Origin of the sequence: Paenibacillus suaedae, from assembly GCF_032337355.1 — a bacterium.
Lineage (GTDB): Bacteria > Bacillota > Bacilli > Paenibacillales > Paenibacillaceae > Paenibacillus_B > Paenibacillus_B suaedae.
The window spans coordinates 712251-733664 of record NZ_JAVYAA010000001.1 but is presented as its reverse complement, the minus strand read 5'-3'; the positions used below and the strand labels follow the sequence as shown (position 1 = coordinate 733664).

Sequence of the window (21414 nt, the reverse complement as noted above, 5' to 3'; positions counted from 1 at the left end):
AAGTATGTTTCCTATGGAAACATTTTAGTTGCTCATGTAGTTTGCCTACACTCCGCTGCTCCTTACAAGTTTTGCGCAGCAAAACTCGCATCGGAAGCATATGCTTCGAGTTCCCGCAACCTTCTTGATGCTGAAAAGAGACTTTTTAAGCATTCATTTATTGCATTACATCCGTGCGAACTGCTGCACGAATTTCATATCGTTCGTATAGAAATGGCGAATGTCGTCCACGCCATATTTCAACATCGCAATACGCTCTACACCCATACCGAATGCGAATCCAGAGTACTCCTTCGGATCATAGCCGCCCATTTCAAGCACGCGCGGATGAACCATACCTGCTCCAAGAATCTCGATCCAGCCTGTTTGCTTACAGATCCGGCAGCCGGTGCCGCCGCACTTCATGCAAGTCAAGTCAACCTCAACGCTTGGCTCTGTGAATGGGAAGAAGCTTGGACGCAAGCGAATTTGTGTTTTCGAACCGAACATTTCCTGTGCGAATTGAAGAAGCGTTCCCTTCAAGTCACTCATGCGGATGTTCTTGTCAATAACAAGTCCTTCAATCTGATGGAACATGAAGGAATGTGTTGCGTCATCATCATCGCGGCGATATACGCGGCCTGGGCAGATTACCTTAACAGGGCCTTTCCCTTTCATCGCTTCCATGGTACGAACTTGTACTGGCGATGTTTGCGTACGCATCAGGATATCTTCTGTAATGTAGAACGAATCCTGCATATCGCGCGCAGGGTGATCCTTCGGCAGATTCAGTGCTTCGAAGTTATAGTAGTCCTGCTCCACTTCTGGACCTTCTGCTACCGTATATCCCATGCCGATGAAAATATCTTCGATTTGTTGAATCACCTTGTTCAACGGGTGAACCGCACCGACTGTCATTGGACGCCCTGGCAGTGTCACGTCAATTGTCTCTTCCTGAAGACGACGCTCCGTCTCTTCACGGAGAAATGCCGCCTGCTTCTCCTCGATGAATGTCTCAATGGCTCCGCGTACTTCATTCGCCACTTGACCAATGAGCGGACGCTCCTCTGCCGACAAGCCGCCCATGCCGCGCAGCACCTCTGTCAGCTCACCTTTTTTACCGAGGAATTTAACACGCAGATCATTTAGATGACCTGCATCCTTTACTTGCTGCAGCTTCTCCAGCGCTTCGGCGCGCAGTGCCTGTAAACGCTCCTTCATTGTGTAAGCCCCCTTCATTTCCACTCGAAATAAAAAAAGGCCCTCTCGTCACAAGGGACGAGAAGACCGTGGTACCACCCTAATTAGATCCGATCGGAACACTCTCCTGCTAGGAGGCCGCGAACCAGACCGTATCTCACTTGTTGCAGCGATAACGTGCCGCAAATCCGGGAACCTCTACTGTGCAGCCTCACTGTGCGTGAAGTGCTTGTTCAAGGTACCTGCTCCGGAGTGAATTTCGACAGCCCTTTCTTCAGCAGCGCTCTCAATCCGCGGCGCCGCCTCCCTGGCAAGTGGTACTGTGTACTTGTCTCCATCTAAGCATGTGTTGACCATAGTTATGAACAATCAATTAGTTATTTATTATATGTAATTTTGCGGGTTCATGCAAGGTAGATCAGGGTACAAAATACAGGATGGATGAACATCACTTGATTATTTAAATAGATCATGTGATATAATAACTGCTACTTATGCTCGGATTTGGTTCCGGACATAATTTTATTAGGGGTTGAATTTCCTCTATTTATGCAAAGGGATGGGTGAGGGGCTACGATGGAAAGCAGGTATACGATTGGTCCGCCAAAAGAAACATATACAATCGAAGACAGAAGCACCGTCCTTAGATGACGCTTCAGCAACTGCACGAATTCAGTGGCGGCAAGAACTGCTGGCCGGAGTCGTGTCCTTCTTCGCTATCGTCTATATTGTAATCGTTAATTCTTCGATACTCGCAGATGCAGGCATACCGCAAGAAGCTGGCATTATCGCAACCGTGCTTGCTTCGTCTGTTGGCTGCTTGTTAATGGGGATATGGGGCAAATCCCCCATTATTCTTGTGCCCGGTATGGGCATCAATGCGATGTTTACCTACACGCTCGTTCACGGCATGGGCATGACGTGGCAGCAGGCGCTGGGAGTTGTTGTGTTGTCCGGCGTTTGCTTTACGGTAATTAGCTTCACATCACTCGCGGGGCAGCTACGGGCAGCAATCCCAGAATCATTGCAGGAAGCCATTTCTGTAGGGATCGGGCTTATGCTCGTCTTGATTGGCCTGCAAAAGGGCGGCGTAATCGTTCCCGATCAATCTACGATGATTGCACTGCAGTCATTTGCTGATCCGGGAGTACTTGTTACGCTCGCTACATTGGCGATTACATGCATTCTGTTCATGCGCAACGTTCCCGGCAACTTGCTTATCGCCATTATTGCAGGAACGGCTCTCGCTTATGTAGTTGGCGCAGTGCCTAACGCTGGCGCAGCAACTGGCGGGACTTTTTCATGGGCTGCATACGGTGATGTATTCGGTCATTTCACGTTTCAAGGCGTGTCGGCTGCTACGCTTGCTGTAGCAACGTTCTCGCTGACGCTCGTCATTGTGTTCGAAAATGTAGGACTTGTAAATGCGCACCTGCAAATGAGCGGAAATCCGGAACGGTTCAACCGATCCTTGCAGGCCAATGCACTTTCCGTAATTACATGCGGATTGTTCGGCACAAGCCCGAATGTCGCGACGGTTGAAACGGCTGCGGGCATTTCTGCTGGTGGTCGCACGGGACTCACGTCTATCGTGACAGGAATCCTGTTTGCATGTACATTGGTTGCATTACCGGTACTGACATTGGTTCCTGATCAGGCCGTAGCTCCGATATTGATCTTTATCGGCGGCTTGATGATGCCAAGCGTGAAGAAGATCGAATTCGATGCAATGCACAAGGGGCTTCCCGCGTTCTTCATTATCGCGTTCATCCCGCTCATGCACAGCATCGTCGACGGGATTGCAGTTGGGTTCATCAGCTATGCGTTGTTCCATCTTGCCGTGGGCAAGGGACGCGAAGTGAAGCCGTTGTTCTATGGGATCTCACTGTTGTTCGTTCTGCACTTTGTGCTGCAGACGTTGTAGAGTTAATAAGGTAACTAAGGGGAATTAAGTAGTAGCCTGAGTTCAAGGATTACTCGACATCCTTCAACCTTTGAAGTTAGTCGGAGCAGAATAATAACTCTGTAAATAGTTATCCCGTTATCCTTTACGATGAAATAGAAAAAACAAGAAGTGTGTGAAAGGGCCGACAAAATGTTGGCCCTTTTCAATTGAGTGCGAGGAATAGGTTGCGCAGAGGATATTACGCGGAATAAGTCTCACCCGTAATTTCTTTGAACTGTTCAGGCGTAATTTTGCCAAACTCACAAAACTTACCCACGTATAACGGATCATTTGAATCTTTCTTATATATCCCCATATCGTAGTAACGCTTCACCGTAGTATACCAATCCATCTTAGATCACTCCTTTTTCGGCTAATTGTAATAGTAGTGTTGCATGATCCTGCGTAAGCGCTGCGTTATGAGATTGCAGCTCATTTGTAGATTCTATGTGCTTATCGCTCTTCGCTTCCAATTCGGCTACATGAAGCAATAGCTTCGCATTTTCAATCCGGAGCTGATCCAGTTCAGTAGGAACTGGCTTCGGCTGCAAGGCTTCGATTTCTTCCTCCGTCAGGCCGTTACTCCAATAGGATGAAGAGTCTACTGGTGTAGGACGCTTCGGCGCAGGCTTTCCGCTTGCCGGATTATGCTTCGCAAGAGCCCCGAGATATTCGACGTATGCGAGATCGTAGTTGGATTTCGCTTTGCGATAGCCATGTACGTCAAAGGTCGGTTCGTAGAGTCCGTCAGGCAGTGGAATGGCTACTGTGTAGCCAACTAGTTTCGTTTTTGGTTCATTTGGTAGATTGTCGTCATTTTTCTGTGAAGCTAGTAATTCTACATCATTGGCGCCAGCCTGAACCGGCTCCATTCTATCAAAAACGCCCGTCACGGAGTCCGCAACGAGCGTTGGTTCAATGTATCGACCGTTCAGGTCGGTTATGATTGCCTCTTTCATTTTGTGTCCTCCTTAGTGTTCGGCTAAAAATGAAATACCGTCCAGTGATACTCCACTTTCGCCGGGAGTTCCTGTAAGTACACAATCTCCATCTGGATTTACATTAAAAGAACAATTGCCACGGGTTCCGTTGTTGTTCCATGAGTCAGACGGGATGTTTCTAAAGTAATTAGGGCGAAACGTACTTGGGAGCTTTAAAAATACAGTAAGTGCGGCTATTGATTTTATGGCTCCTTTGAATCGGACTACGCCGAAACTGTCTTTGCAGTAGTAAGGTGTAAACTCTGGCGAATAAGATATAGCTCCATTGATAAGTGTTGCCTTAATCCACTGAGGTGGTGTGTCCTTCTCGTCCTTTTTCGTCTCCACCACGCTGAGCCTACGTTCTACATCGTTCGCCCACTGTACTACGTCCGTTACCGCGCCGCATAAATTCGTCGCTATGCTACCACTGAATGACGCTGATAGCGTAGGGTCTAGCATCGTGTATGTTACGTGGTAGACTGCGGTAGGGTCGTAGCTATTTAATGGACACTGCGCATTTTTTACTCCGTAATCGATAGACATTGAGCTGTCATAATAAGCCCATGCTGTGTCTATACGTCCATTTCGGTAAATACCATTGATACCCCCAACTAAGTATTTTAACCTGTTACCGTGCCCCCTAGAATGTAAATACATGTTCGTGTCGTCGCCTTTAGGATTCGCCTTCTCTCGAATCACAACGCCGCTGCCGACTTCAACCATGTTCCAGCCTTTTCCTAGCGTCAGACCAGTTTCGTAATTGCAAACGGGTTCAATCGTTGGCTTCGCTTTTAGAAATTGGAGACGGTATGGCTGCCATGTTGCTGTAATTGGCGCTTGTGTCGTTGGTAGCGTTTCTGTTCCCCCGGTGAGTCCGTCTGCTCCGAGTGGATGACGATAAGCCCAACTCTTATTTAAACCGTCTGTACGATTGTACACACTAGTAGCACCCTGTGATTTATCATACATTCGCCAGCCTAAGAAATACGCTTTGATTTCGTCGGCTGTCGGCGTGTATTTGTCCCCCCATCCGCTATCTTTGTTTGAGATGGTTAGATATAAATAACCTGTGCCTGGTTGTAATTCAAAAGTATCGACAGTATCGACTCTTCCGTCTTTCAACAATACACTTCCGTCATACTTGGTTAGGTATTGCGAGTACGTGGCGTTGTTCGCACCCGTAAAATCCGGAATACGAGTACGTTTGAATCCGTCGAAATCTTTATCTGCATTCCATCCTTGTGAGCCATCCAGCGTTACCTTCTTCCACTTTTCCATTACATATGGAAGCCCATCGTCACCCACGTACAACACGTCCGCATTCGTTCCATCAACCGGATTAGCGGCGAGTTGGCATTCGGCTGCCCACATGCTACGTGATTGTGGCGCGAATGGCTGCGGTTTATCACCGGGTACGAGCATCGGATTTCGGTATTTAGCTGTACCAATAACGGGAGATGTGCCCGTACTATCGAGAGTATTTAACACTACTTCAAGCCAAGCGGATCCATCCGTCGTTGTAACTGTTCCCTTTAGTTTCACGTTATCTATACGGGATTTGTCCGACTTACATAGGTACACATATGCAAGGGAGTTAGTGCCTTGAGATTCAACTGTAAAGGTATAAACGGACGATTTAGACACCGGAACATAATATCTCATGAATGATCCCCCGACCTTTAACGCATCTATCGTCACAGCGTAAGGCTCCGAAATGGCATAATTGTCACCAGGAGCTATCCCATGTTCCCATTCCGTAAACGGTGGTAGTAGATTGCCGCTCGTCGCAATAGCATACGGATTCGTGACGTTTGTGATCGACTCCGTATATGGATACAGTTCTGCGACATCTTCGGATTTCATGCTGGTCAGTCTCACCACTTCTGACGAAGGAATTTCGTAAACTCGAACAGAATCAAAACACCCTCGTGCTTTGGCTTCATTCGCAACTACACCCATGTTTACGGTGAAACTATCTACTCCTGAAGGAATAGAAAATACGAGATGAATCGGCTGGCGGACAGATGTTTCAGACGTTTTTTTTGACACGACTGTGTTGTCAACTACCTTATCTCCCGTGTAAAACGTAGCTCCAAATCTTGCGCCTTGTGCATTTACGTTATGTTCGGCATTTCCAACAATAATGAAGGATCGTCCATGCTTTACGTTGTTAATTAGAAAAAATGCCGCGCCGTCGTTGAAACCATCCATTACGTCAACGCATATCCCTTTGAATGCACTACCTTTGTCAAGTGACGCCTGCCACATACCCCATAGTTTCTTATCGTCACATCTACCAGCTCGTCCAAGCAAATTGATCAGCGTCCGCCCGCGAATCTCCCCCATACGGAAAGGCGTATCCTCAGGGACATCCACGATCTGCACGCCTGGCTTCAGCGTAATATCCTTATACTCCGCCACATGGGCGTCCTTCAGACCTTGCTCGATGCGGTTTAGATCCTTTTCCGTGACAGTGTCATCGTACTTCCAGTTTGTCTTCGCCTCGTATGGCATTAGGCCACCTCCTTCACTGTAATCGGCTGCTTAATGATTGTATCGGACGTAAGCGGGATGTAGACGTCATTCGACGTCAGCACCGTGCCGTCCGCAGCCCGAAGCTCGATCAGCGCTACGCTGTCCACAGATCCAAACGGAATCATATATTCCAGATTGACGACGCTCTTCGATACTTGCTTCACCGTAAACTCTGTAATCTCATACTTTTTATTCAGCACAACCTTGGCAATTCGCGTGTTGACATGGGTCGCCAGTTCTGCCAGCAACGTTGATTCAATCATTTGATCTGCACCTCCGGCCCGCGCTCGGCAAATGGCGAACGCCCCAGCTTCCACGTGGTTGAAAGCCTTGTCGTCCGCTTCAAATCCAAGCGGTATATGTTCTCATTCACTCCTACATTGGATAGCAGTGCCGTCTCCTGTTGATAGACCAAGTTGGCAGGCTTCACTGCGTATACCGTGTACCCGACCTCCTTGAATACAGCGGCATCTGTAATGTTGGCAACGATGCGCAGCAGGAAGGCGTCCGCATCTATAACAGCCCGAGCCTTGTCCTTGCCAAGCAAAAAGTCCAGCTTCTCCTGCAAATATCGAATCGTAAACGGCGGCTTCGTCGTGTAGCGGTTAATGATCCGTCTGCGCCGGAAATCGATCGATTCCGCATCGCGATCCGGGAGAATATTCAGCATCCTCTCCCGCCTTGCAATCGCATCCTCACTAGCTGTCATGACGAATTGATCGTCAAACAGCCTTTGCATGGCGGCCAGCAGCTTCTCCTTCTCTCCATCCTGCGTCTCCATAAGCAGAACCATTTCCTTCACGTCATGGTAAAAGTCTGGCAAACGCTTCAGTAACGGTTCAGCCATTCAAGGTCACCGTCCCCATGACCGGAAGCTCTTCCGTGTCCAGCTCCACATTGGCTCCCTTGCCGTTCAGCTTCGTATCCGCAATATCCGCGATACCCTTTACATTCAGAATACGCGCTTCCAGCTGACTTACACGCACGACGGTTCGGTCTTCCTCTTTCCAACTCATGCGCAACGTCCGCAGGTAATCGGCGATCACTTTTTCAACATCCTCCTTCACCTGTGACACGGATATTCCCGCTTCAAGTGTAAGCGTCGTCGATACATGAATGCTTACGGACTCTGCGCCCTTAATGGTGACGGTATGGCCGATAGGCGCGAAGCCCATCCCCTTCCCTTGATTCACCTCTGGGTCGATGATCGTCTGCACATCCTTCACCAGCTCAGCAGATGGAGATTCGAAGCTGCTCGAAATGATGGTGCACTTTACCGTGCCCCCGCCTTTCCATACCGGGAATATTTTCACGCCGCCAACGCCTAAAAGAGAGGTCACCTTCTTCTTGTAGTCGGCTGCATTGCCCCCGAATGGCTGTTCATTCACGGCCTCGAAGAAACGACGGCGCAGTGATTCATCCGACTCCGAATCCGCGCCTGGCGCAATCACCTCCGCTAATTCGGCTCGGGCAAGACCATCCACGTAATCCACCGGCATCAAGGAGCCGTAGTATTCATTACCTTTGGCGCCCTTCTCTTCACATTTGAGCACGAACACACCTGCCGATAATCGTTCGATGACTACATAATGAAGCTCAATCGTTGCAAAACGAGACCGCAATGGCACATCGAATGGCTTGCCTGCCGCATCATAAAACAGCCCCTTGCGTTTGGCTGTTGTAGCCGGCTTGCGCTTCACGCCATATTCAGCCGTGCGCCGCTCCAAATATTCGCCGCTTGATGTATCTGCATACGACAGCTCATTTTGAAAATGCAAGTCCGTATAAGCCTGTACCAATTCCAGAGCAATCGGGGCAAGCGCATCGTAAATGATACTGCCTTCCCGCTTGTCCACGTCATACGGAACGCGTTCCAGCATCCGCTCCATAATGTCCTCCAATCGAGGCACGTTCCAAGCACCTTGTTCCCATTCAGCCATCCAACTTCACCTCCTTCGTCATTGCTAACTGCCCTAGAACCGTCTCTACCTTAAAATGAACTTGTAAAGCGTCTCCCGTTTGTTCAAAGGCAAACTCGCCTACGCGCAAAATTCGATCATCCTGAAGCAGTGCTTCGGATATCGTGCGCTCCAGCTCCGACTTTATGAAGCCCAAACTGTAACCAATCTGCGCGCGAAGCTCAGAGCCATAATCTGGGCTATATATCAAATATTCAAATCGTTCGGTCAACAATATCTTAAGCACGGCTTGACGCATCGCTTCCAAGCCATCTGTCATTCCCAAAATGCGCCCTGCTTCCATATCCAGCCGATAGGTGCGCGTAGGCTGTTCCGTATACTCCAACATTACGGGTATATCTTCATTCTCCAACTCGAACCTTGACTTCGGGATCATGCCCCCACCACCCTATCAAGGGCAACATAGCTTTGTCCTCCCTGCATACGGACTAACAGCAGTTTGTCTCCTACGTACAATCCCTCACGAATCGTAATCTCTTCCCCACCGACACGCACCTTGTGCTCGGTAAGCTGTTCCGTAATGACGAGAGCGGACTCCGGCAAGGTGAAGCGCTGTTCTACCTGCACCTCCAAGGGTGACACACTGAGCACCACACCATACAACAGTGCAACCGGACTAGATGCCTCTACCGCTCCGACACCCGCTTTTTTAATAATGTCCAGCATCATCCTCATTGCTAAATCTCCTTCAACGTTAATGACATCGTATGCCCTGAACCGCTCCACTCCTGGGAGCACTCTTCAATGAGCTTGTTTCGCAGATCCACATTCTGTTCAGGCGCAAAAATAGGGATGTTCATTCCGGCTCGAATGCGCACATCCCCTACAGCGTTCACTTTTAATGTTTTCTTCTCATGGTTATGGAGCTTCAGCAAGTTATCTCCAAGCTGTTGGATTTGAGCCTGATTCATCTTGTCATCTATCTTTTTGTACAGCTGCAGATGTCCCCATTTCGCCATATTGTTACTATCTTTTGATATAAAAGTTTCACGTACACCTTTTTCCGGATTGTCCCGATACATTTTGATATAGTTATACGTCCCATCATCTATGCTGGCCTTATAGGATATGCTCGTCATCTGACTCTCTTCGCCAATCCCGTAATCCGGCATCCAACTTTTCGCTTCCCGCAGCGTAAGTTTGCCGAAGTCGTCATACAGCACATAGATGATTTTGGTAGAGTTTAGGGTGAAATCAAGCGCACGGAACATCATATCCAAGAGCTTCTTGTTGTCCTCCATAAAAGTTGGGATCTTATACTTCGTATCTGCTAACTCTCCAAGCTTGATATCGAATTTTTTGGCAATATATCGAATGATTTCAGTAGCGGTCACGTTTTTAAGCATGCACCAGTCGTTCACCATCAAATAGCGCATCTGATCATAAGCAGTCAGCTTTACAGTATTGCTCTCATCCGTTTCTATGCTGAACACATAGCCGTAAAATACAGGCACCCCATCTTCTTGCACTCGGATAATATCACCATTATTGATGGTAAAGCTGCGATCCTGAAATATGGCTCCCTTACTAAAGGAAATCGATATGCTGGCAGGCTTGCCAACACGGGAGGTCGACCACGTCATGCTCGAGATAAGCTGTGACATGTCCCACGCATTGCCATTACGATTATCGACCAACACTTCCAACCTGTTCATTTCAAATATTCACCTCCTACGTCGCTGTGTCTCATTGCTTTCGAGGAAGTCGCAGAATACGATTCGGTTCCAGTTCATGCAGAGCCTCATCTGCTGAGATGCCGTTCAGTCTTTGAATGTCGATTGCCTTTCTGGTATCGTTGAAAAACTTTTGGGCAAGCAAACTCAGCTTATCCCCCGGCTGCGTCATATACTCGCTTGTTCCTTTACGCTCATCCGGACGCGGCTGCGACGTTTTTGGCACATTAGTCGCACTTGTCAGCTTCCCATCCAGCTTCACCTTTTTGGCTGCATAAAATTTATACAGCTTCAAGGAAATGTCGTACTCCAAATCCCCAACACTGCCAGCAACTTCACGCCAAGTGAATTTATCAATGGCCATAGCTAGATTCATATGGAAGGTCGGCGTCGTAAGCACGAAACGAATCGGACGCTTCGTCTCCATCCATTCACGCAGTTGAATGATATAATCACTAGGCGGCAGCAGCTTCTCTGGCGAAATATGGACGTAGGGCCCATGATGAAGCGGAAAAATGCTGCTGAATTGAATATCAGCCAGCTTCGGCGTATGGATGCTCACAACTTCCCCGATACCGACAATATCGAAGGACTGCAAGTTCCCCGCTTCGCTGATTTCCAGCTGAGACGGATTTACAGGCAGCTCGATAACCTTCTCTTGATTGTTAAAACTCAAATAGATATGGTATCCGCTCATCCGTACACCCCTTCCGCCGTCGACACGAATTCTTCCTCCAACTTTTTCTCGATGCGATTGATTAATGTGTCCATATCGAAGCCTTGATGGATGTCACCAGTGTTCACCTGAACCGTCGGGGTCAAAGATACGAAGTTCTGGATGGCATCCATTTCCGCCAAGTCGCGCATCATTTCAATGCTTTCGTCCGTAATTTCGACTTTATTATCGATAGCGCCTACTTTGCCGACTTCGCCTACTTTCGGGATGTTCATTGTAGCGCCAGGATTTAATCCCGGCATGACTCCTCCGGTGGTGCCAGGCATTGTTTCCGGTGCCTTCGGCAATTCAGGCAGTTTTTCAGGTTTGTAAGAGTTATTCGACTTCGTAAGTTTAGTTAAGTTGTCAATTCCGAATTTCTTTTTGAAGTTATCGACAGAGAAATTTTCAACACCATCAGCAGCAGCATTAAAGCCCCCTTCAATCGTGGCACTAATGTCTGATTGAAACTCATCAGTTTTAATGTGCTCCAGCTTTATATCCAGCTTTTCTTTAATTCCAAGAATGCTGCCGATGGCATTAGCGACCCTGTTAACGCCTTCTAAGAGGAAATTAATCATGTCAAATGCCTTATTTACAAGCCAAGTAAAGGCTTGTATTGCTCCAGCAACAAATCCAGCTACCATTTGGCCCATAGACCGAAGTGCATTAGCAAACCCTTCGCGTACTGGTTCCATAACAGCAATTAATGCTAGAAAAGCTCCGATCAAAGCAACTAAAGCCAAGATAACGATCGTAACCGGATTTAGTGCCATAATGGCGTTCCACAGAGTCTGCATTGCTGCAGATATTTGTGTCACCACTACAATAATCGTCATTATCGTATAGTACATCATCAAAGCGCCAATAATGGCACCCAGTATCGGTAAGATTAACGGCAAATTATTATTAAATACATCGACCAACCATAAGAATCCCTCAACTACCCAAGAGGCCAATTGTGCAATAATAGCTAACCCTCCGCTCAGTACGGCAAAGAAGTTATCAAATTGCCCTGTCTGGAATGCTTGATTCAACAGATCCAGCATTGGGGTAAACATTTGCACAGCATTCTCTCCAGCTGCGCCCAACAATCCATTGAACCGATTAACTGTTTCTTCCCACTTACGAGCAGGACTATCCATCAACATTTCAAGAGAAGCCTTGCTCATGTTGGCTTTTGCCATTAGCGCATCAAAGGTTTGCAGAAATCCATTTAAATCCCCGCTTTTTGAAAAAGACTGTAATTTTTCTTGTTCTGTTTCGCTCACAGGAATTTTCAATTGTTCTATCAAACCTTCACTCTTTCCAAAATATGCCTCTTGCATTAACTTGGCTGTTTCTGTAGGGTCACCATTTGCTTGAAAAGCTGATAAACGCTGTACCATTTCATTCATACGAGTTAAGTCCTGTGTGTTTTTGGAAACAGAAGTTAGTGTAAGACCCGACTCTAAAGATTTTGATACATCCTTGCCACTCAACAGTGCCTGAGCTCTGAGAGCCTCGTATACTTGCGTTCCTTCCTGGCGGTTTCCGTACTTAGCATTATATCGGGATCTGATATCTTCTGATTCAGTTGCCCCCTTAATCGCATCCACGCCCATATTCTGACCGAAGCCCAGCATCTTGGAACCTAGGCCACCAAACCATTTCCCAATATTCTCACGGACAGCAGCGTGAACGGCCGCTCCCTTTTTAATTCTGTCAGCCTTTTTACTTTCTTTTGTGGGTTTATTATCCTCACGAGCATCTTCCGTAGATGATTCAGTTGGAGATGCTCCATTAGAAGATCCTTGCCTTGTTTTCTGCTGCTGAATTCGATTGTATCCAGAGGTAGCACGATTCCATCCTTTATGGATGCCATTGTTAGCTTGCTGCCACGCTCTATTGATGTTGTTCCCTGCCTGCTTCCATCCGCGGTTTATACCTGAATTTGCACGCTGCCATATCTGATTCATGCTGGAACCCGTTTTCTGCCATGACTTATTGATGCCGTTACTGGTTCGCTGCCATGATTGTGAGATTTGATTCGCCGTCTTTTGCCATGCTTGAGATATCCCATTAGCTGCTTTTTGCCATGCCTGTACAATCGTATTTGATGCCTTTTTTAAAGACTGATTTATGGCATTCATCGCTTTTTGCCAAGACTGATTAATCGCAGTTGCAGTTTTCTGCCACGTCTTAGTGATGGCTTCCACCGATTTCTTCATAGCTTGATTCATCGTTGTACTCACTTTGGCAAAAGCACTAGCAAAAGTCTGAACTGACTTTGCCGCTATCTTTAAAGCCTGCAACGACTTTTCATCCATCGACTCTTCCCTCCCCCTGTCCGCAAGATGAAGAGAGCGATTCCCCATCTGCACCCAAGCTGCCCCAGCGGAGCTGCCATTGCCATGCCGACTGTGAAATCGCTGCTCTAATGTCCGCGGTTGTTCCAAAGCCTACATTACCGCTTCTTGCGCATACTGCGCTGTGCCTTGCGCTCCTCCTCCACACGAATGTCGATCATCGCGTAGACGGCTGCGCGTTCGCGAACCGGGAGCGCAAGCAGCTCATGCGGCAGGATGCGAAGCTTATGGAGGGCGTAATAGGCATAGTTCGCTTCGCCATCGCCCTCGCGAATTAGTTTTTTACGTCATTGACAAGCTCGTTCATATCCTGATTGAAGCCGTTCAGCGTCTGCACCTGCTGCAGCAGCCCGGTATATTCGCCAGGCAGGAGCATCTTCCGCAAGAGCGCCTCCGCCCCCATAACGCCATAAGATTGCTGAAGCTCTGCATTTTTCAAGTCTGGATACACAACGCTTGCCACAATCAGCTTTGCCGTATATTCATTGAAGTCGATTTCCGGCGTAACAACTCCGCCCTTGCCCTTCACCTGCTTCGTTGCAGACTTGCGGCACTGTTCGTTTTCCACTTCGCTCATACTGCGAAGCGTCCAAGCAACCGGCTCCCCCTTGTCATCTTTGAAGCGTGGGGACACAATGAATGGCATCTCCGTATTTGGTTCCGCATTTTGGGCAAAGAAATAGCTTAATGTAGTCATCTTCAATCGCTCTCCTCATCTTGAATGGTAGTTAGGTTATTTTAAATTACACTATAGGCGCATTAAAGTTGCTTAAAATATCAACATCGTCAAACGTAAACTCCAATTCTTCCTCCAAAACGTCGCTCTCTGTATCCAGCTTCGCCATAACGACACTGTTCAGGTTCACGTTCTTCAACATGATCGTCTGCGTGCCCACCGAAGAAGTAGGATCCGCGTTAGTCACATTAATCGTAAAGTTCGTATCCTTGCCGGTCTTAATATAATCAAGCATCATCTTGCGGAATAATGGCGTCATATAGTAAATCGTCATGCTGCCAGTTCCCGACCAGCCGGAGGTTTTATGCTGTGTGGCGCGGCTGCCGAGTGTTTTAATTTCTGCTTTTTGTTTTTCTATTTTCGCTTCCAGCGTTTTAATATAGAACATCTCTTCATTTTGACCATTAATTTGTGCAAAAGCCGTGCCTTCACGTCCCGAAATCGTATCCTTCGCTTGTAAGAAACCCATCTTACTTCACCTTCACTTTCATGTAAATTTTCTCTACTGCGTCAACCGGCTGCACGTTCAATTGAATGACGATACTGTCGGAAGCCTCACCCTTCACAACAAGCACATCCGTCTGGGCGTCAAACGGCTGAATTGCATTCAAGCGCTCAAGCTGATCCAAATACGCGATGCACTCTGCACGGAACAGTTGACGTCCTTCCTCATTGTTGTTCGTTTTGCCGACATACGTCGTTTCGAAAATACGCTTCATATCGTTGGCGATGCCGTCCAGCACTCGAATAACGCGGTTTTTGGAGAACGGCTGCCCTTTGTCCGGCGTATAGGCCGTCAATGTATTGATATCCTGCTCCACCACAGCATGACCAAGATGATGAACAAATACGAATTCACCCTTGCGCAGAGCTTCTTCCACCTGCGAATTTGTCATGCGAATATCAGCATCGACCGCATCTTCATAAGCGGAGTACGTCAATGACTCATTCATCGCTGCCGATGCTGTTGCCGCAGCCACCCATACTGTTGCTTGAGCAGCATTCAACACTGTGCCGTCTGCCAGCTTCACGCCATTTTTGACACTAATGATGCCTTCGTTATTCGCAGTTGGATATTGAGCCATAACAGCCTGAATCTTCTTGCCTTCTTCTTCGCGCATACGCTTTACAAATACCGCATAGACAGAGCATAGCGCAGCATCAGAGGAAGGAAGCGCAACCGTATGAAAATCATGAACGGCAATTGCTTCGTGGAAAGATACATGATCCGCATTCACCACATTGCCGTCATCTCCACCTGTGAGCGGCAGACCTGCATTTGCTTCAATCGCACCTGTACCTTCAAATTCAACCCACGCATTTGCAATCAACTGTTCAGCCAGGTTCACCGTTTGGTTGTCCACGGTACGTCCGCCAACCTTCGTGATTACATCTACCTTCGTATTGTCATTCACATTCGCCTGTACGACGAGCTGAATATCATTTCCGCGAACACCACCAAAACGTGCTTTCACCTTTAATTGTTTGTGAGTTGCAGCCGCCTTAGCACCTTCGTTCAATCGATACAACAGCACCTTCTTCGCGCGCTTGAACGCCTCGCGTACCAGCAGCAGAGCCTCATCCGTCAACTCGTAGCCTAGCTGCTCGAATACCGGCTCCCCTGCGTTCAATTCCAGCACCTTTTTTGCTGGCCCCCAGCTCAGCTTCAGCGGCAGTGCCACAATCCCACGCTCGCCAACCGCTCCCGATGGAGCAGCCTCTCCTTGAAAGCGTACATATACGCCTGGTCTTACCTTGTTCTGCGTCGTCCATGTTCCTCCAGCCATTACTTTACCTCCTGAATTTGAAATTGGTGTAGCATCGCATCGATCTGCGCCTTCGTGTACTGCTCATTGCTTGTCAGAAGCGCATGCAGCATATCTCGCTCGCCTGCACTCCAGCATTTCGCTTCCAGCCACTGCTCCTTCGCAAACGCGAATTCGCCCGCAGCCTCGGCATGTTCCACATTACGCTTGTCCTGCTTGTTTGCATTAGACATCTCGAATGCGTCCCTCCTGCTTCATGGCATTCATCTTGCTCATTTCCTCTCGAGAACGTGTCAGCATGTACTCATACTGCACTTGGAACCGCAGCTTGCGTTCCACGATCTCATGCTTCCAGCCTGTCCCCCTGCATAAGCTGCCGCCTGCTTCAATCAGTTCCAGCGCATCATACAGCGCATCCGCAACATCATGAACGGAAGCAGCCTTTGCCTCGGGATAATACTCGACCTCGATGGCTGCTCGCGCTTGATAGCGGCCTTCACCTGCACGAGTCCGTTCCCCTCGAACGAGCTTCACGACCAAGCAGGGCGCTAACTCATTCATTCGTTCTTCTGACTCCAACACCGGGATGTCTGGGTAACGTTCCCGCACCCGACTCAGCACCCCCTGCCGAATCTCGCTGCTTCGCAAGCCTTCACCTCCTGTCCTGCGGTACAAAAGAACCGTTATACAGCTTCGCCGCAAACGGTTCTCCCTTCCTCCCTGCAAGGTTGTCCTGCCCCCATGCCCACAACCTCACACTATCATCTTAGCACCTTGTCCCGTCCACCTGTGTGCCAGCATCCGGCCAGCGGGCGGTCACTGCTTTCCTGTAATTGCAATACATCCTAGCCTTGTCATTGTCTATGTCTTTGCCTTGCTAGACACGACATTCTGATTCTGACTTGTTCAGTAATTGTTGATTGATGTGTAGAGGATAGAGGCACGCTCCACGTCATCATGCATCAATCCTCGAATACTTCTATCCCTAGCATAAAGGCCAGCTCGGTAATTGCCCGTGCTTTGATTCTGCGGAATGTACGCTCACTTACATTCAAGTCAAAGCAGAGCAGATAATCTGGCTTCTGTACATGTGGATTGAGATAACAGTTCTCTATTAGTTCGCGCTCCATGTCGCCTAGATGTGCGACCGCCTTCATGACATTGTCGTGAACCATTTTCATATATGCTTCCTTATCCACATTGTGCAGGGCAATCTCTTCTACTGGCTTGCCTACCTGATTCGTCGCACCGTGGAATCTTGGTTCATAGGAAGTCGTCATTTTCATCTCTCTTCGTACGATGCCTGTTCTTTTGTATAAACGAGCCATAGATAAATACTGCTCCACCATTTTTCGCGTAGCCGACCGATTCACCGTTGCCAACATCCTCATCGCTCCTCATGTGAAAGTTATTAGTAATAACACAATTATGAAATATAGTTGTTTAAAATAACGTAAAATAAAAAAAGAAATGTCCTGATAAACTTGGCCTTGTGTTGTGTAAAACAACATTATAGAATGATGCTGTTCATTCTAAACAACTCACCGATAATTATTGCGAACACCTGTTCCTGTGTGATACACTGCAAGCATACCATGCTCATAAAATGAACGTCAATCTTGAATTTATGAACATATGTAAAATAAGGGTGGTAGCCATGTCCGTAACGAACAAAGAACTTGTAGGTTCCCGTATTAAGGAGCTGCGGCTCAAGCAAGGCTTATCGCAAGACGATGTTGCCTACGCGCTCGATATGAAGCGTGCCAATGTAGCCAATTATGAAGCGGGACGCACGACGCCGCCGAGCGATATCATTGGCAGACTAGCCGATCTGCTGCATACATCAAGCGATTACTTGCTAGGTCGTATCGACAATCCGATGCCGCTGGCCTTAACTTCTTCATCTGATTCTATTCCTGAGTGGGCCACATGGAAAGACAAGAAGGATTTCCGGCAGTTGCTGGAGGAAGATTCAGAAATTATGTTCGATGGCGTTCCCATCGAGGAGGAAGACCGTGAACGGGTGCTTCAAGTGTTGGAGGCCTTGTTCTGGGATGCGAAAAAGCGCAATAAGCGCAAGCCCCGGAGCTGAACATGGCTCAATGACTAACCTATCCGCGAGGTGCATCTCATGGATGTAGAGAAGATTGTACGATCATTAATTCGAAAATATAAAACGAACTGTCCTTTTCAGCTTGCACAATATTTGAACATTCAAGTACGAACAGCTGATCTCGGGAAATCAACGCGCGGCCTCTATTTCCATAAGCTCCGACGCCGCTATATTGTCATTAATTCGGAATTGCCGTTCGAATGGCAGCGATTCGTGTGCGCTCACGAGCTCGCCCATGACAGACTACATAAAGGCATCGGGCATTTCTTTACCGAACAGCATACGTTGTTCCATGTTGGCAAGTTCGAGCGCCAAGCCAATCAGTTCGCTCTGCTTCTGCTGCTGCACGATCAAGAGTGCTTACTTGGGGAAACCCGGGAAATGTACTGTGCGCGCAATGATATTCCAGCTGAACTAGCTAGGTTCCTTCCTACAGATTCGGAGCAAGAATAAATCGGTACGAATGCCGTCACCAATTTCAGCCTACTCCACATAGTATAGGGTAATGCCGAACTATGGGTGTATGTTATCAACCTGAGAGGTGAGATCAGTTATATGAAGGCACTTGTTACCGGGATCTCCGGATTCGTAGGAAGTCATATGGCGGAATTTTTGCTGGACAAAAATGTAGAGGTAATCGGCACGATTCGCAATCGCAGCCGCCTAGAACACATTCGCCACATTCTGCCCGATATTCATCTGGCAGAATGTGAGCTCCGCGATGCATTCTCTGTAGAAACGCTCATTACAAATGAGAAGCCGGATCTTATTTTTCATTTGGCCGCTCAGAGCTTCGTCCCTACCTCCTGGAACTCGCCAGCAGATACAATCTACAACAACGTTGCGGGTCAATTGAACATTTTCGAAGCGGTAAGACGCATTAATCTCGATTGTAAAATTCAAATTGCCTGCTCCAGTGAGGAATATGGTCATGTAGAACCACACGAAACTCCGATACGTGAAGAAAACCCCCTCCGTCCGTTAAGTCCATATGCGGTGAGCAAAGCAGCTCAAGACTACCTTGGCTATCAATATCATAAGAGCTACGGTCTCCATGTCATCCGGACGAGAACCTTCAACCATACGGGGCCTCGCCGTGGTGAACAGTTCGTTACGTCCAACTTCGCGAAGCAGATTGCCGAAATTGAGAAGGGCGTTCGCCCACCTACTGTCCATGTGGGCAATTTGGAAGCGAAGCGCGATTTTACCGACGTACGCGATATTGTCCGCGCTTATTGGCTCGCGCTGGAGCGTGCAGAAGCTGGAGACTGCTATAATATTGCATCCGGCTCTTGCGTCACGATTCGAGAAATGCTCGATATGCTGCTGGCTAAATCGGATATTACGATCGACATAGTGCCAGATCCGAGCCGCATGCGTCCATCCGACGTCGAAATTCTGCTTGGCGATCATTCGAAATTTACAGAACATACAGGCTGGAAGCCAGAAATTCCTCTCGATCATACCCTCAAAGACTTGCTGAACTACTGGCGCGAGCGCGTATAGACTAGTTGCAATCCCCCGCCATAAGCCGATGCGACCGCTTCTTCCGTCCACTGAGGCCGGTCGCATATTCTTTCTCTTCGATCCATATGGAACGGATGAATATGGTAGAATGGATGATAAGGAAAGGAATCATCTATTTATTTATGCAGAGGAGGACAAGCATCATGAAGAATGTTTGGAAGAAGCTGATGAAGAAAGGCTTTTCGGTTGAGCTCGATCAACTTCCACAAAGCAAGCAGCAGTTTTTAGATGAAATTGAGCGTTATTGCGTTCAAGAGAAGGTAAACTACAAGTTTATTGAATATGATCGACCAGCCGTTGTTTCCATTGATGATGTCGTGTATAAATGCCAGGTCGAGAATGCCGGAAGACCCGGTTTCGTCCTTCATTTCAAAGAAATATAAATGCAAGAAATACGTACATAGAGCGTTGAAATTGCGGCGAGCCTCTTTTTTGCCGAGATCGCCGCTTTTGGGTAGCAATTACAATTAGTAAAAAAAGAAAAAGAGCCTCTAACAGACTCTTTTCATATAGTAAAATATGGTATAATCACTAGGACAACGAAAACGGTTTAAGGGCAGGAGGCGCCATCTTCAGAGAAAGAAGGTCCATCATTTTCTTTCGAGGAGGTGAGTGCCATGACAATGTATGAAGCATTGACATTAATGCTGTCATTCGGAACATTTGTTATCCTGATGCTGTCCTTCCATAAAAAGAAGTAACCCGTCCGCCTCTTTCCAAGCCGCAGGTTACTTCCTACCTAAACGCCCCCGCTCTTATAGCGGTAGTTGTCACGGGGATCGTGTTCCAGCACGATCCCCTGTTATATTAGCATATTACAATTTATTCCTCAAGCGCTCTTATGATGCTCCTTTCACTCCAGAGCAAATAAAGTGCCTTTTGTCACAATTCTTTTATAAGATTAACTCACGGCTTCGACGAAATGAAAATCATAGTCCATTGTCCAATCGTGATGCTTAATCAAAAAGTCGTAAAAGGACATATCTCGCATGAAGTCAATGACCCGCGTTATGAGTTCTGGCTCATCGGCTGCTTCTTTTCCTTTCAACTGCCCGAGCCAAATTCCAGCCTTATTGCTTACATAAAATCCTCCGTCGTCCTTCTGGCGCACATGGTATAGCCACATAATGCCGTGCTCGATAACAACTAGATAATCTTCCGCGATAAGATATCCATTCAGATAAACGATTTCGTATCCGAGATCGAGTACGAGTTCAATAACTGCCTGTTTCATACCAAACTCACCTTCTCTATCATGAATCTGAGCACCATTTGCTTGTGTGTAACCGTAATAACTTCGAAACCTAATAAGTCAATATTGTCTTTGGCATGATGAAAGGTGTAAGACCTGGAACAGAAGAAACATTTTTCACGATACCTTAGTTATTACTCTATGGGAGTTGCAATAATAGCTGATATCATACACTCATGATCCGCTGTCACTAAATACGGTCAACATAGAGAACTAGCACAATTTCATGATGCTTCCCAACGTTTCAGGCAATGTGTGATAACATACATGGTGTTCATGCTAGAAATCAGAGCTTGCGAGTATCCACATTTACGATTCTTGATGTTTACTTATGAAAATCTCGTACAGAAATTCCATTGTTCTTAGGGCTTTTGCCTATAACATCAGCAATGGCCATTTTCACAATCAGGCTACTTATACGGTTGATAATTCACGTACTTGTTTGGTATCGTTGATTCACGGTATCTATTGACGATTGAGTACGAGTGACATCACTTAAATTTTGCTTTAGATAGGTCTCCCTTAGTCATATCAATAATACTCAATAATACTGAATGCATTCGGTTTAAACCTGTGTAAGGTTGCTGATTCGCTTCATTATAACTATAAAGTTAATTGACCAACCATTACTCCATGCATAGCATATATAATCCACCTCTTTTT

The 21414-nt window shown here is 47.3% G+C and carries 26 protein-coding genes and 1 other annotated feature; of the genes, 7 read left to right on the top strand and 19 right to left on the bottom strand.

Annotated elements, in window-relative coordinates; translation table 11 throughout:
• Positions 1–165: 165 nt before the first annotated feature.
• A complete protein-coding gene (gene pheS / locus RQP50_RS03250) occupies positions 166–1200 on the bottom strand; it encodes a phenylalanine--tRNA ligase subunit alpha (RefSeq protein ID WP_315743215.1) in 1035 nt (344 codons plus the stop codon).
• Between the two features lie 50 nt (positions 1201–1250).
• Positions 1251–1529, bottom strand: a binding site (T-box leader).
• A gap of 245 nt (positions 1530–1774) precedes the next feature.
• On the opposite strand from pheS, the gene RQP50_RS03245 reads away from it, so the two are divergent.
• A complete protein-coding gene (locus RQP50_RS03245) occupies positions 1775–3103 on the top strand; it encodes an NCS2 family permease (RefSeq protein ID WP_315743213.1) in 1329 nt (442 codons plus the stop codon).
• Between the two features lie 220 nt (positions 3104–3323).
• Here RQP50_RS03245 and RQP50_RS03240 read toward each other — a convergent pair whose 3' ends face one another.
• From RQP50_RS03240 to RQP50_RS03190, 11 genes are read right to left on the bottom strand one after another with little or no spacing between them, the layout of a single operon-like run.
• Positions 3324–3476, bottom strand: coding sequence for an XkdX family protein (locus tag RQP50_RS03240; RefSeq protein ID WP_268599011.1), 153 nt, complete (start codon positions 3474–3476; stop codon positions 3324–3326).
• 1 nt (position 3477) lies between these two features.
• Positions 3478–4083, bottom strand: a complete 606-nt coding sequence (locus tag RQP50_RS03235) for a hypothetical protein (RefSeq protein WP_315743210.1) — start codon at positions 4081–4083, stop codon at positions 3478–3480.
• A 12-nt stretch (positions 4084–4095) separates the two neighbouring features.
• Positions 4096–6621 carry a hypothetical protein gene (locus RQP50_RS03230; RefSeq protein WP_315743208.1) on the bottom strand — a complete coding sequence of 842 codons (2526 nt, stop codon included), beginning with the start codon at positions 6619–6621 and terminating at the stop codon, positions 4096–4098.
• Positions 6621–6905 (bottom strand): ketopantoate hydroxymethyltransferase, encoded by a 285-nt coding sequence (locus tag RQP50_RS03225; protein WP_315743206.1) that lies wholly within the window; start codon positions 6903–6905, stop codon positions 6621–6623. Before RQP50_RS03225 ends, RQP50_RS03230 begins: the two co-directional genes overlap by 1 nt.
• The gene (locus RQP50_RS03220) at positions 6902–7489 is read right to left on the bottom strand and encodes a putative phage tail protein (protein WP_315743204.1); all 588 of its coding nucleotides are present in this window, start codon (positions 7487–7489) and stop codon (positions 6902–6904) included. The genes RQP50_RS03225 and RQP50_RS03220 overlap by 4 nt, the downstream gene beginning before the upstream one ends.
• Positions 7482–8582: a baseplate J/gp47 family protein gene (locus RQP50_RS03215; protein ID WP_315743202.1), complete on the bottom strand. Its 1101-nt coding sequence runs from the start codon at positions 8580–8582 to the stop codon at positions 7482–7484. Before RQP50_RS03215 ends, RQP50_RS03220 begins: the two co-directional genes overlap by 8 nt.
• On the bottom strand, positions 8575–8997 hold the full coding sequence (locus RQP50_RS03210; RefSeq protein ID WP_315743201.1) for a DUF2634 domain-containing protein: 423 nt from the start codon (positions 8995–8997) through the stop codon (positions 8575–8577). Before RQP50_RS03210 ends, RQP50_RS03215 begins: the two co-directional genes overlap by 8 nt.
• Complete coding sequence (locus RQP50_RS03205) at positions 8994–9296, bottom strand: DUF2577 domain-containing protein (protein WP_175460694.1); 303 nt, start codon at positions 9294–9296, stop codon at positions 8994–8996. The genes RQP50_RS03210 and RQP50_RS03205 overlap by 4 nt, the downstream gene beginning before the upstream one ends.
• Positions 9297–9298: 2 nt before the next feature.
• Entirely contained in the window at positions 9299–10276 is a 978-nt protein-coding gene (locus RQP50_RS03200) for an XkdQ/YqbQ family protein (RefSeq protein WP_072727179.1), read from the bottom strand.
• A 31-nt stretch (positions 10277–10307) separates the two neighbouring features.
• The gene (locus RQP50_RS03195; protein ID WP_072727180.1) at positions 10308–10991 is read right to left on the bottom strand and encodes a peptidoglycan-binding protein; all 684 of its coding nucleotides are present in this window, start codon (positions 10989–10991) and stop codon (positions 10308–10310) included.
• On the bottom strand, positions 10988–13318 hold the full coding sequence (locus RQP50_RS03190; protein WP_315743196.1) for a hypothetical protein: 2331 nt from the start codon (positions 13316–13318) through the stop codon (positions 10988–10990). Before RQP50_RS03190 ends, RQP50_RS03195 begins: the two co-directional genes overlap by 4 nt.
• A 110-nt stretch (positions 13319–13428) precedes the next feature.
• On the opposite strand from RQP50_RS03190, the gene RQP50_RS03185 reads away from it, so the two are divergent.
• Positions 13429–13635, top strand: coding sequence for a hypothetical protein (locus tag RQP50_RS03185; protein ID WP_072727182.1), 207 nt, complete (start codon positions 13429–13431; stop codon positions 13633–13635).
• Here RQP50_RS03185 and RQP50_RS03180 read toward each other — a convergent pair.
• From RQP50_RS03180 to RQP50_RS03155, 6 genes are all read right to left on the bottom strand, one after another.
• Positions 13632–14054 (bottom strand): phage tail assembly chaperone, encoded by a 423-nt coding sequence (locus RQP50_RS03180; RefSeq protein ID WP_021262028.1) that lies wholly within the window; start codon positions 14052–14054, stop codon positions 13632–13634. The genes RQP50_RS03185 and RQP50_RS03180 overlap by 4 nt on opposite strands.
• 46 nt (positions 14055–14100) lie before the next feature.
• Complete coding sequence (locus RQP50_RS03175; protein ID WP_315743193.1) at positions 14101–14562, bottom strand: phage tail tube protein; 462 nt, start codon at positions 14560–14562, stop codon at positions 14101–14103.
• 1 nt (position 14563) lies between these two features.
• Complete coding sequence (locus RQP50_RS03170; RefSeq protein ID WP_315743190.1) at positions 14564–15880, bottom strand: phage tail sheath family protein; 1317 nt, start codon at positions 15878–15880, stop codon at positions 14564–14566.
• Positions 15880–16092, bottom strand: a complete 213-nt coding sequence (locus RQP50_RS03165; RefSeq protein WP_315743188.1) for a hypothetical protein — start codon at positions 16090–16092, stop codon at positions 15880–15882. Before RQP50_RS03165 ends, RQP50_RS03170 begins: the two co-directional genes overlap by 1 nt.
• Entirely contained in the window at positions 16085–16507 is a 423-nt protein-coding gene (locus RQP50_RS03160; protein ID WP_315743187.1) for a phage tail terminator family protein, read from the bottom strand. Before RQP50_RS03160 ends, RQP50_RS03165 begins: the two co-directional genes overlap by 8 nt.
• A gap of 314 nt (positions 16508–16821) precedes the next feature.
• On the bottom strand, positions 16822–17244 hold the full coding sequence (locus RQP50_RS03155; protein ID WP_021254542.1) for an ArpU family phage packaging/lysis transcriptional regulator: 423 nt from the start codon (positions 17242–17244) through the stop codon (positions 16822–16824).
• A gap of 272 nt (positions 17245–17516) precedes the next feature.
• On the opposite strand from RQP50_RS03155, the gene RQP50_RS03150 reads away from it, so the two are divergent.
• From RQP50_RS03150 to RQP50_RS29245, 5 genes are all read left to right on the top strand, one after another.
• Positions 17517–17951: a helix-turn-helix domain-containing protein gene (locus RQP50_RS03150; protein WP_315743183.1), complete on the top strand. Its 435-nt coding sequence runs from the start codon at positions 17517–17519 to the stop codon at positions 17949–17951.
• A gap of 39 nt (positions 17952–17990) precedes the next feature.
• The gene (locus RQP50_RS03145) at positions 17991–18425 is read left to right on the top strand and encodes an ImmA/IrrE family metallo-endopeptidase (RefSeq protein WP_021254540.1); all 435 of its coding nucleotides are present in this window, start codon (positions 17991–17993) and stop codon (positions 18423–18425) included.
• Between the two features lie 102 nt (positions 18426–18527).
• Complete coding sequence (locus tag RQP50_RS03140) at positions 18528–19478, top strand: GDP-mannose 4,6-dehydratase (RefSeq protein ID WP_315743179.1); 951 nt, start codon at positions 18528–18530, stop codon at positions 19476–19478.
• Between the two features lie 164 nt (positions 19479–19642).
• The gene (locus RQP50_RS03135; protein WP_315743177.1) at positions 19643–19882 is read left to right on the top strand and encodes a DUF4318 domain-containing protein; all 240 of its coding nucleotides are present in this window, start codon (positions 19643–19645) and stop codon (positions 19880–19882) included.
• 234 nt (positions 19883–20116) lie between these two features.
• Positions 20117–20200, top strand: coding sequence for a putative holin-like toxin (locus RQP50_RS29245; RefSeq protein WP_366151334.1), 84 nt, complete (start codon positions 20117–20119; stop codon positions 20198–20200).
• Positions 20201–20400: 200 nt separating this feature from the next.
• On the opposite strand, the gene RQP50_RS03130 is transcribed toward RQP50_RS29245, so the two are convergent.
• A complete protein-coding gene (locus RQP50_RS03130) occupies positions 20401–20733 on the bottom strand; it encodes a hypothetical protein (RefSeq protein ID WP_315743175.1) in 333 nt (110 codons plus the stop codon).
• Positions 20734–21414: the final 681 nt, after the last annotated feature.

Bases quoted from the DNA above. Each gene is read 5' to 3' on its own strand.
- RQP50_RS03220 (WP_315743204.1), bottom strand. From the start codon at position 7,489: ATGGCTGAACCGTTACTGAAGCGTTTGCCAGACTTTTACCATGACGTG.
- RQP50_RS03215 (WP_315743202.1), bottom strand. From the start codon at position 8,582: ATGGCTGAATGGGAACAAGGTGCTTGGAACGTGCCTCGATTGGAGGAC.
- RQP50_RS03135 (WP_315743177.1), top strand. From the start codon at position 19,643: ATGAAGAATGTTTGGAAGAAGCTGATGAAGAAAGGCTTTTCGGTTGAG.
- RQP50_RS03170 (WP_315743190.1), bottom strand. From the start codon at position 15,880: ATGGCTGGAGGAACATGGACGACGCAGAACAAGGTAAGACCAGGCGTA.
- RQP50_RS03175 (WP_315743193.1), bottom strand. From the start codon at position 14,562: ATGGGTTTCTTACAAGCGAAGGATACGATTTCGGGACGTGAAGGCACG.
- RQP50_RS03240 (WP_268599011.1), bottom strand. From the start codon at position 3,476: ATGGATTGGTATACTACGGTGAAGCGTTACTACGATATGGGGATATAT.
- RQP50_RS03165 (WP_315743188.1), bottom strand. From the start codon at position 16,092: ATGTCTAATGCAAACAAGCAGGACAAGCGTAATGTGGAACATGCCGAG.
- RQP50_RS03230 (WP_315743208.1), bottom strand. From the start codon at position 6,621: ATGCCATACGAGGCGAAGACAAACTGGAAGTACGATGACACTGTCACG.
- RQP50_RS03225 (WP_315743206.1), bottom strand. From the start codon at position 6,905: ATGATTGAATCAACGTTGCTGGCAGAACTGGCGACCCATGTCAACACG.
- RQP50_RS03200 (WP_072727179.1), bottom strand. From the start codon at position 10,276: ATGAACAGGTTGGAAGTGTTGGTCGATAATCGTAATGGCAATGCGTGG.
- RQP50_RS03205 (WP_175460694.1), bottom strand. From the start codon at position 9,296: ATGAGGATGATGCTGGACATTATTAAAAAAGCGGGTGTCGGAGCGGTA.
- RQP50_RS03140 (WP_315743179.1), top strand. From the start codon at position 18,528: ATGAAGGCACTTGTTACCGGGATCTCCGGATTCGTAGGAAGTCATATG.
- RQP50_RS29245 (WP_366151334.1), top strand. From the start codon at position 20,117: ATGACAATGTATGAAGCATTGACATTAATGCTGTCATTCGGAACATTT.
- RQP50_RS03195 (WP_072727180.1), bottom strand. From the start codon at position 10,991: ATGAGCGGATACCATATCTATTTGAGTTTTAACAATCAAGAGAAGGTT.
- RQP50_RS03155 (WP_021254542.1), bottom strand. From the start codon at position 17,244: ATGTTGGCAACGGTGAATCGGTCGGCTACGCGAAAAATGGTGGAGCAG.
- RQP50_RS03190 (WP_315743196.1), bottom strand. From the start codon at position 13,318: ATGGATGAAAAGTCGTTGCAGGCTTTAAAGATAGCGGCAAAGTCAGTT.
- RQP50_RS03180 (WP_021262028.1), bottom strand. From the start codon at position 14,054: ATGACTACATTAAGCTATTTCTTTGCCCAAAATGCGGAACCAAATACG.
- RQP50_RS03145 (WP_021254540.1), top strand. From the start codon at position 17,991: ATGGATGTAGAGAAGATTGTACGATCATTAATTCGAAAATATAAAACG.
- RQP50_RS03150 (WP_315743183.1), top strand. From the start codon at position 17,517: ATGTCCGTAACGAACAAAGAACTTGTAGGTTCCCGTATTAAGGAGCTG.
- RQP50_RS03185 (WP_072727182.1), top strand. From the start codon at position 13,429: ATGTCCGCGGTTGTTCCAAAGCCTACATTACCGCTTCTTGCGCATACT.
- RQP50_RS03210 (WP_315743201.1), bottom strand. From the start codon at position 8,997: ATGATCCCGAAGTCAAGGTTCGAGTTGGAGAATGAAGATATACCCGTA.
- RQP50_RS03235 (WP_315743210.1), bottom strand. From the start codon at position 4,083: ATGAAAGAGGCAATCATAACCGACCTGAACGGTCGATACATTGAACCA.
- RQP50_RS03130 (WP_315743175.1), bottom strand. From the start codon at position 20,733: ATGAAACAGGCAGTTATTGAACTCGTACTCGATCTCGGATACGAAATC.
- pheS (WP_315743215.1), bottom strand. From the start codon at position 1,200: ATGAAGGAGCGTTTACAGGCACTGCGCGCCGAAGCGCTGGAGAAGCTG.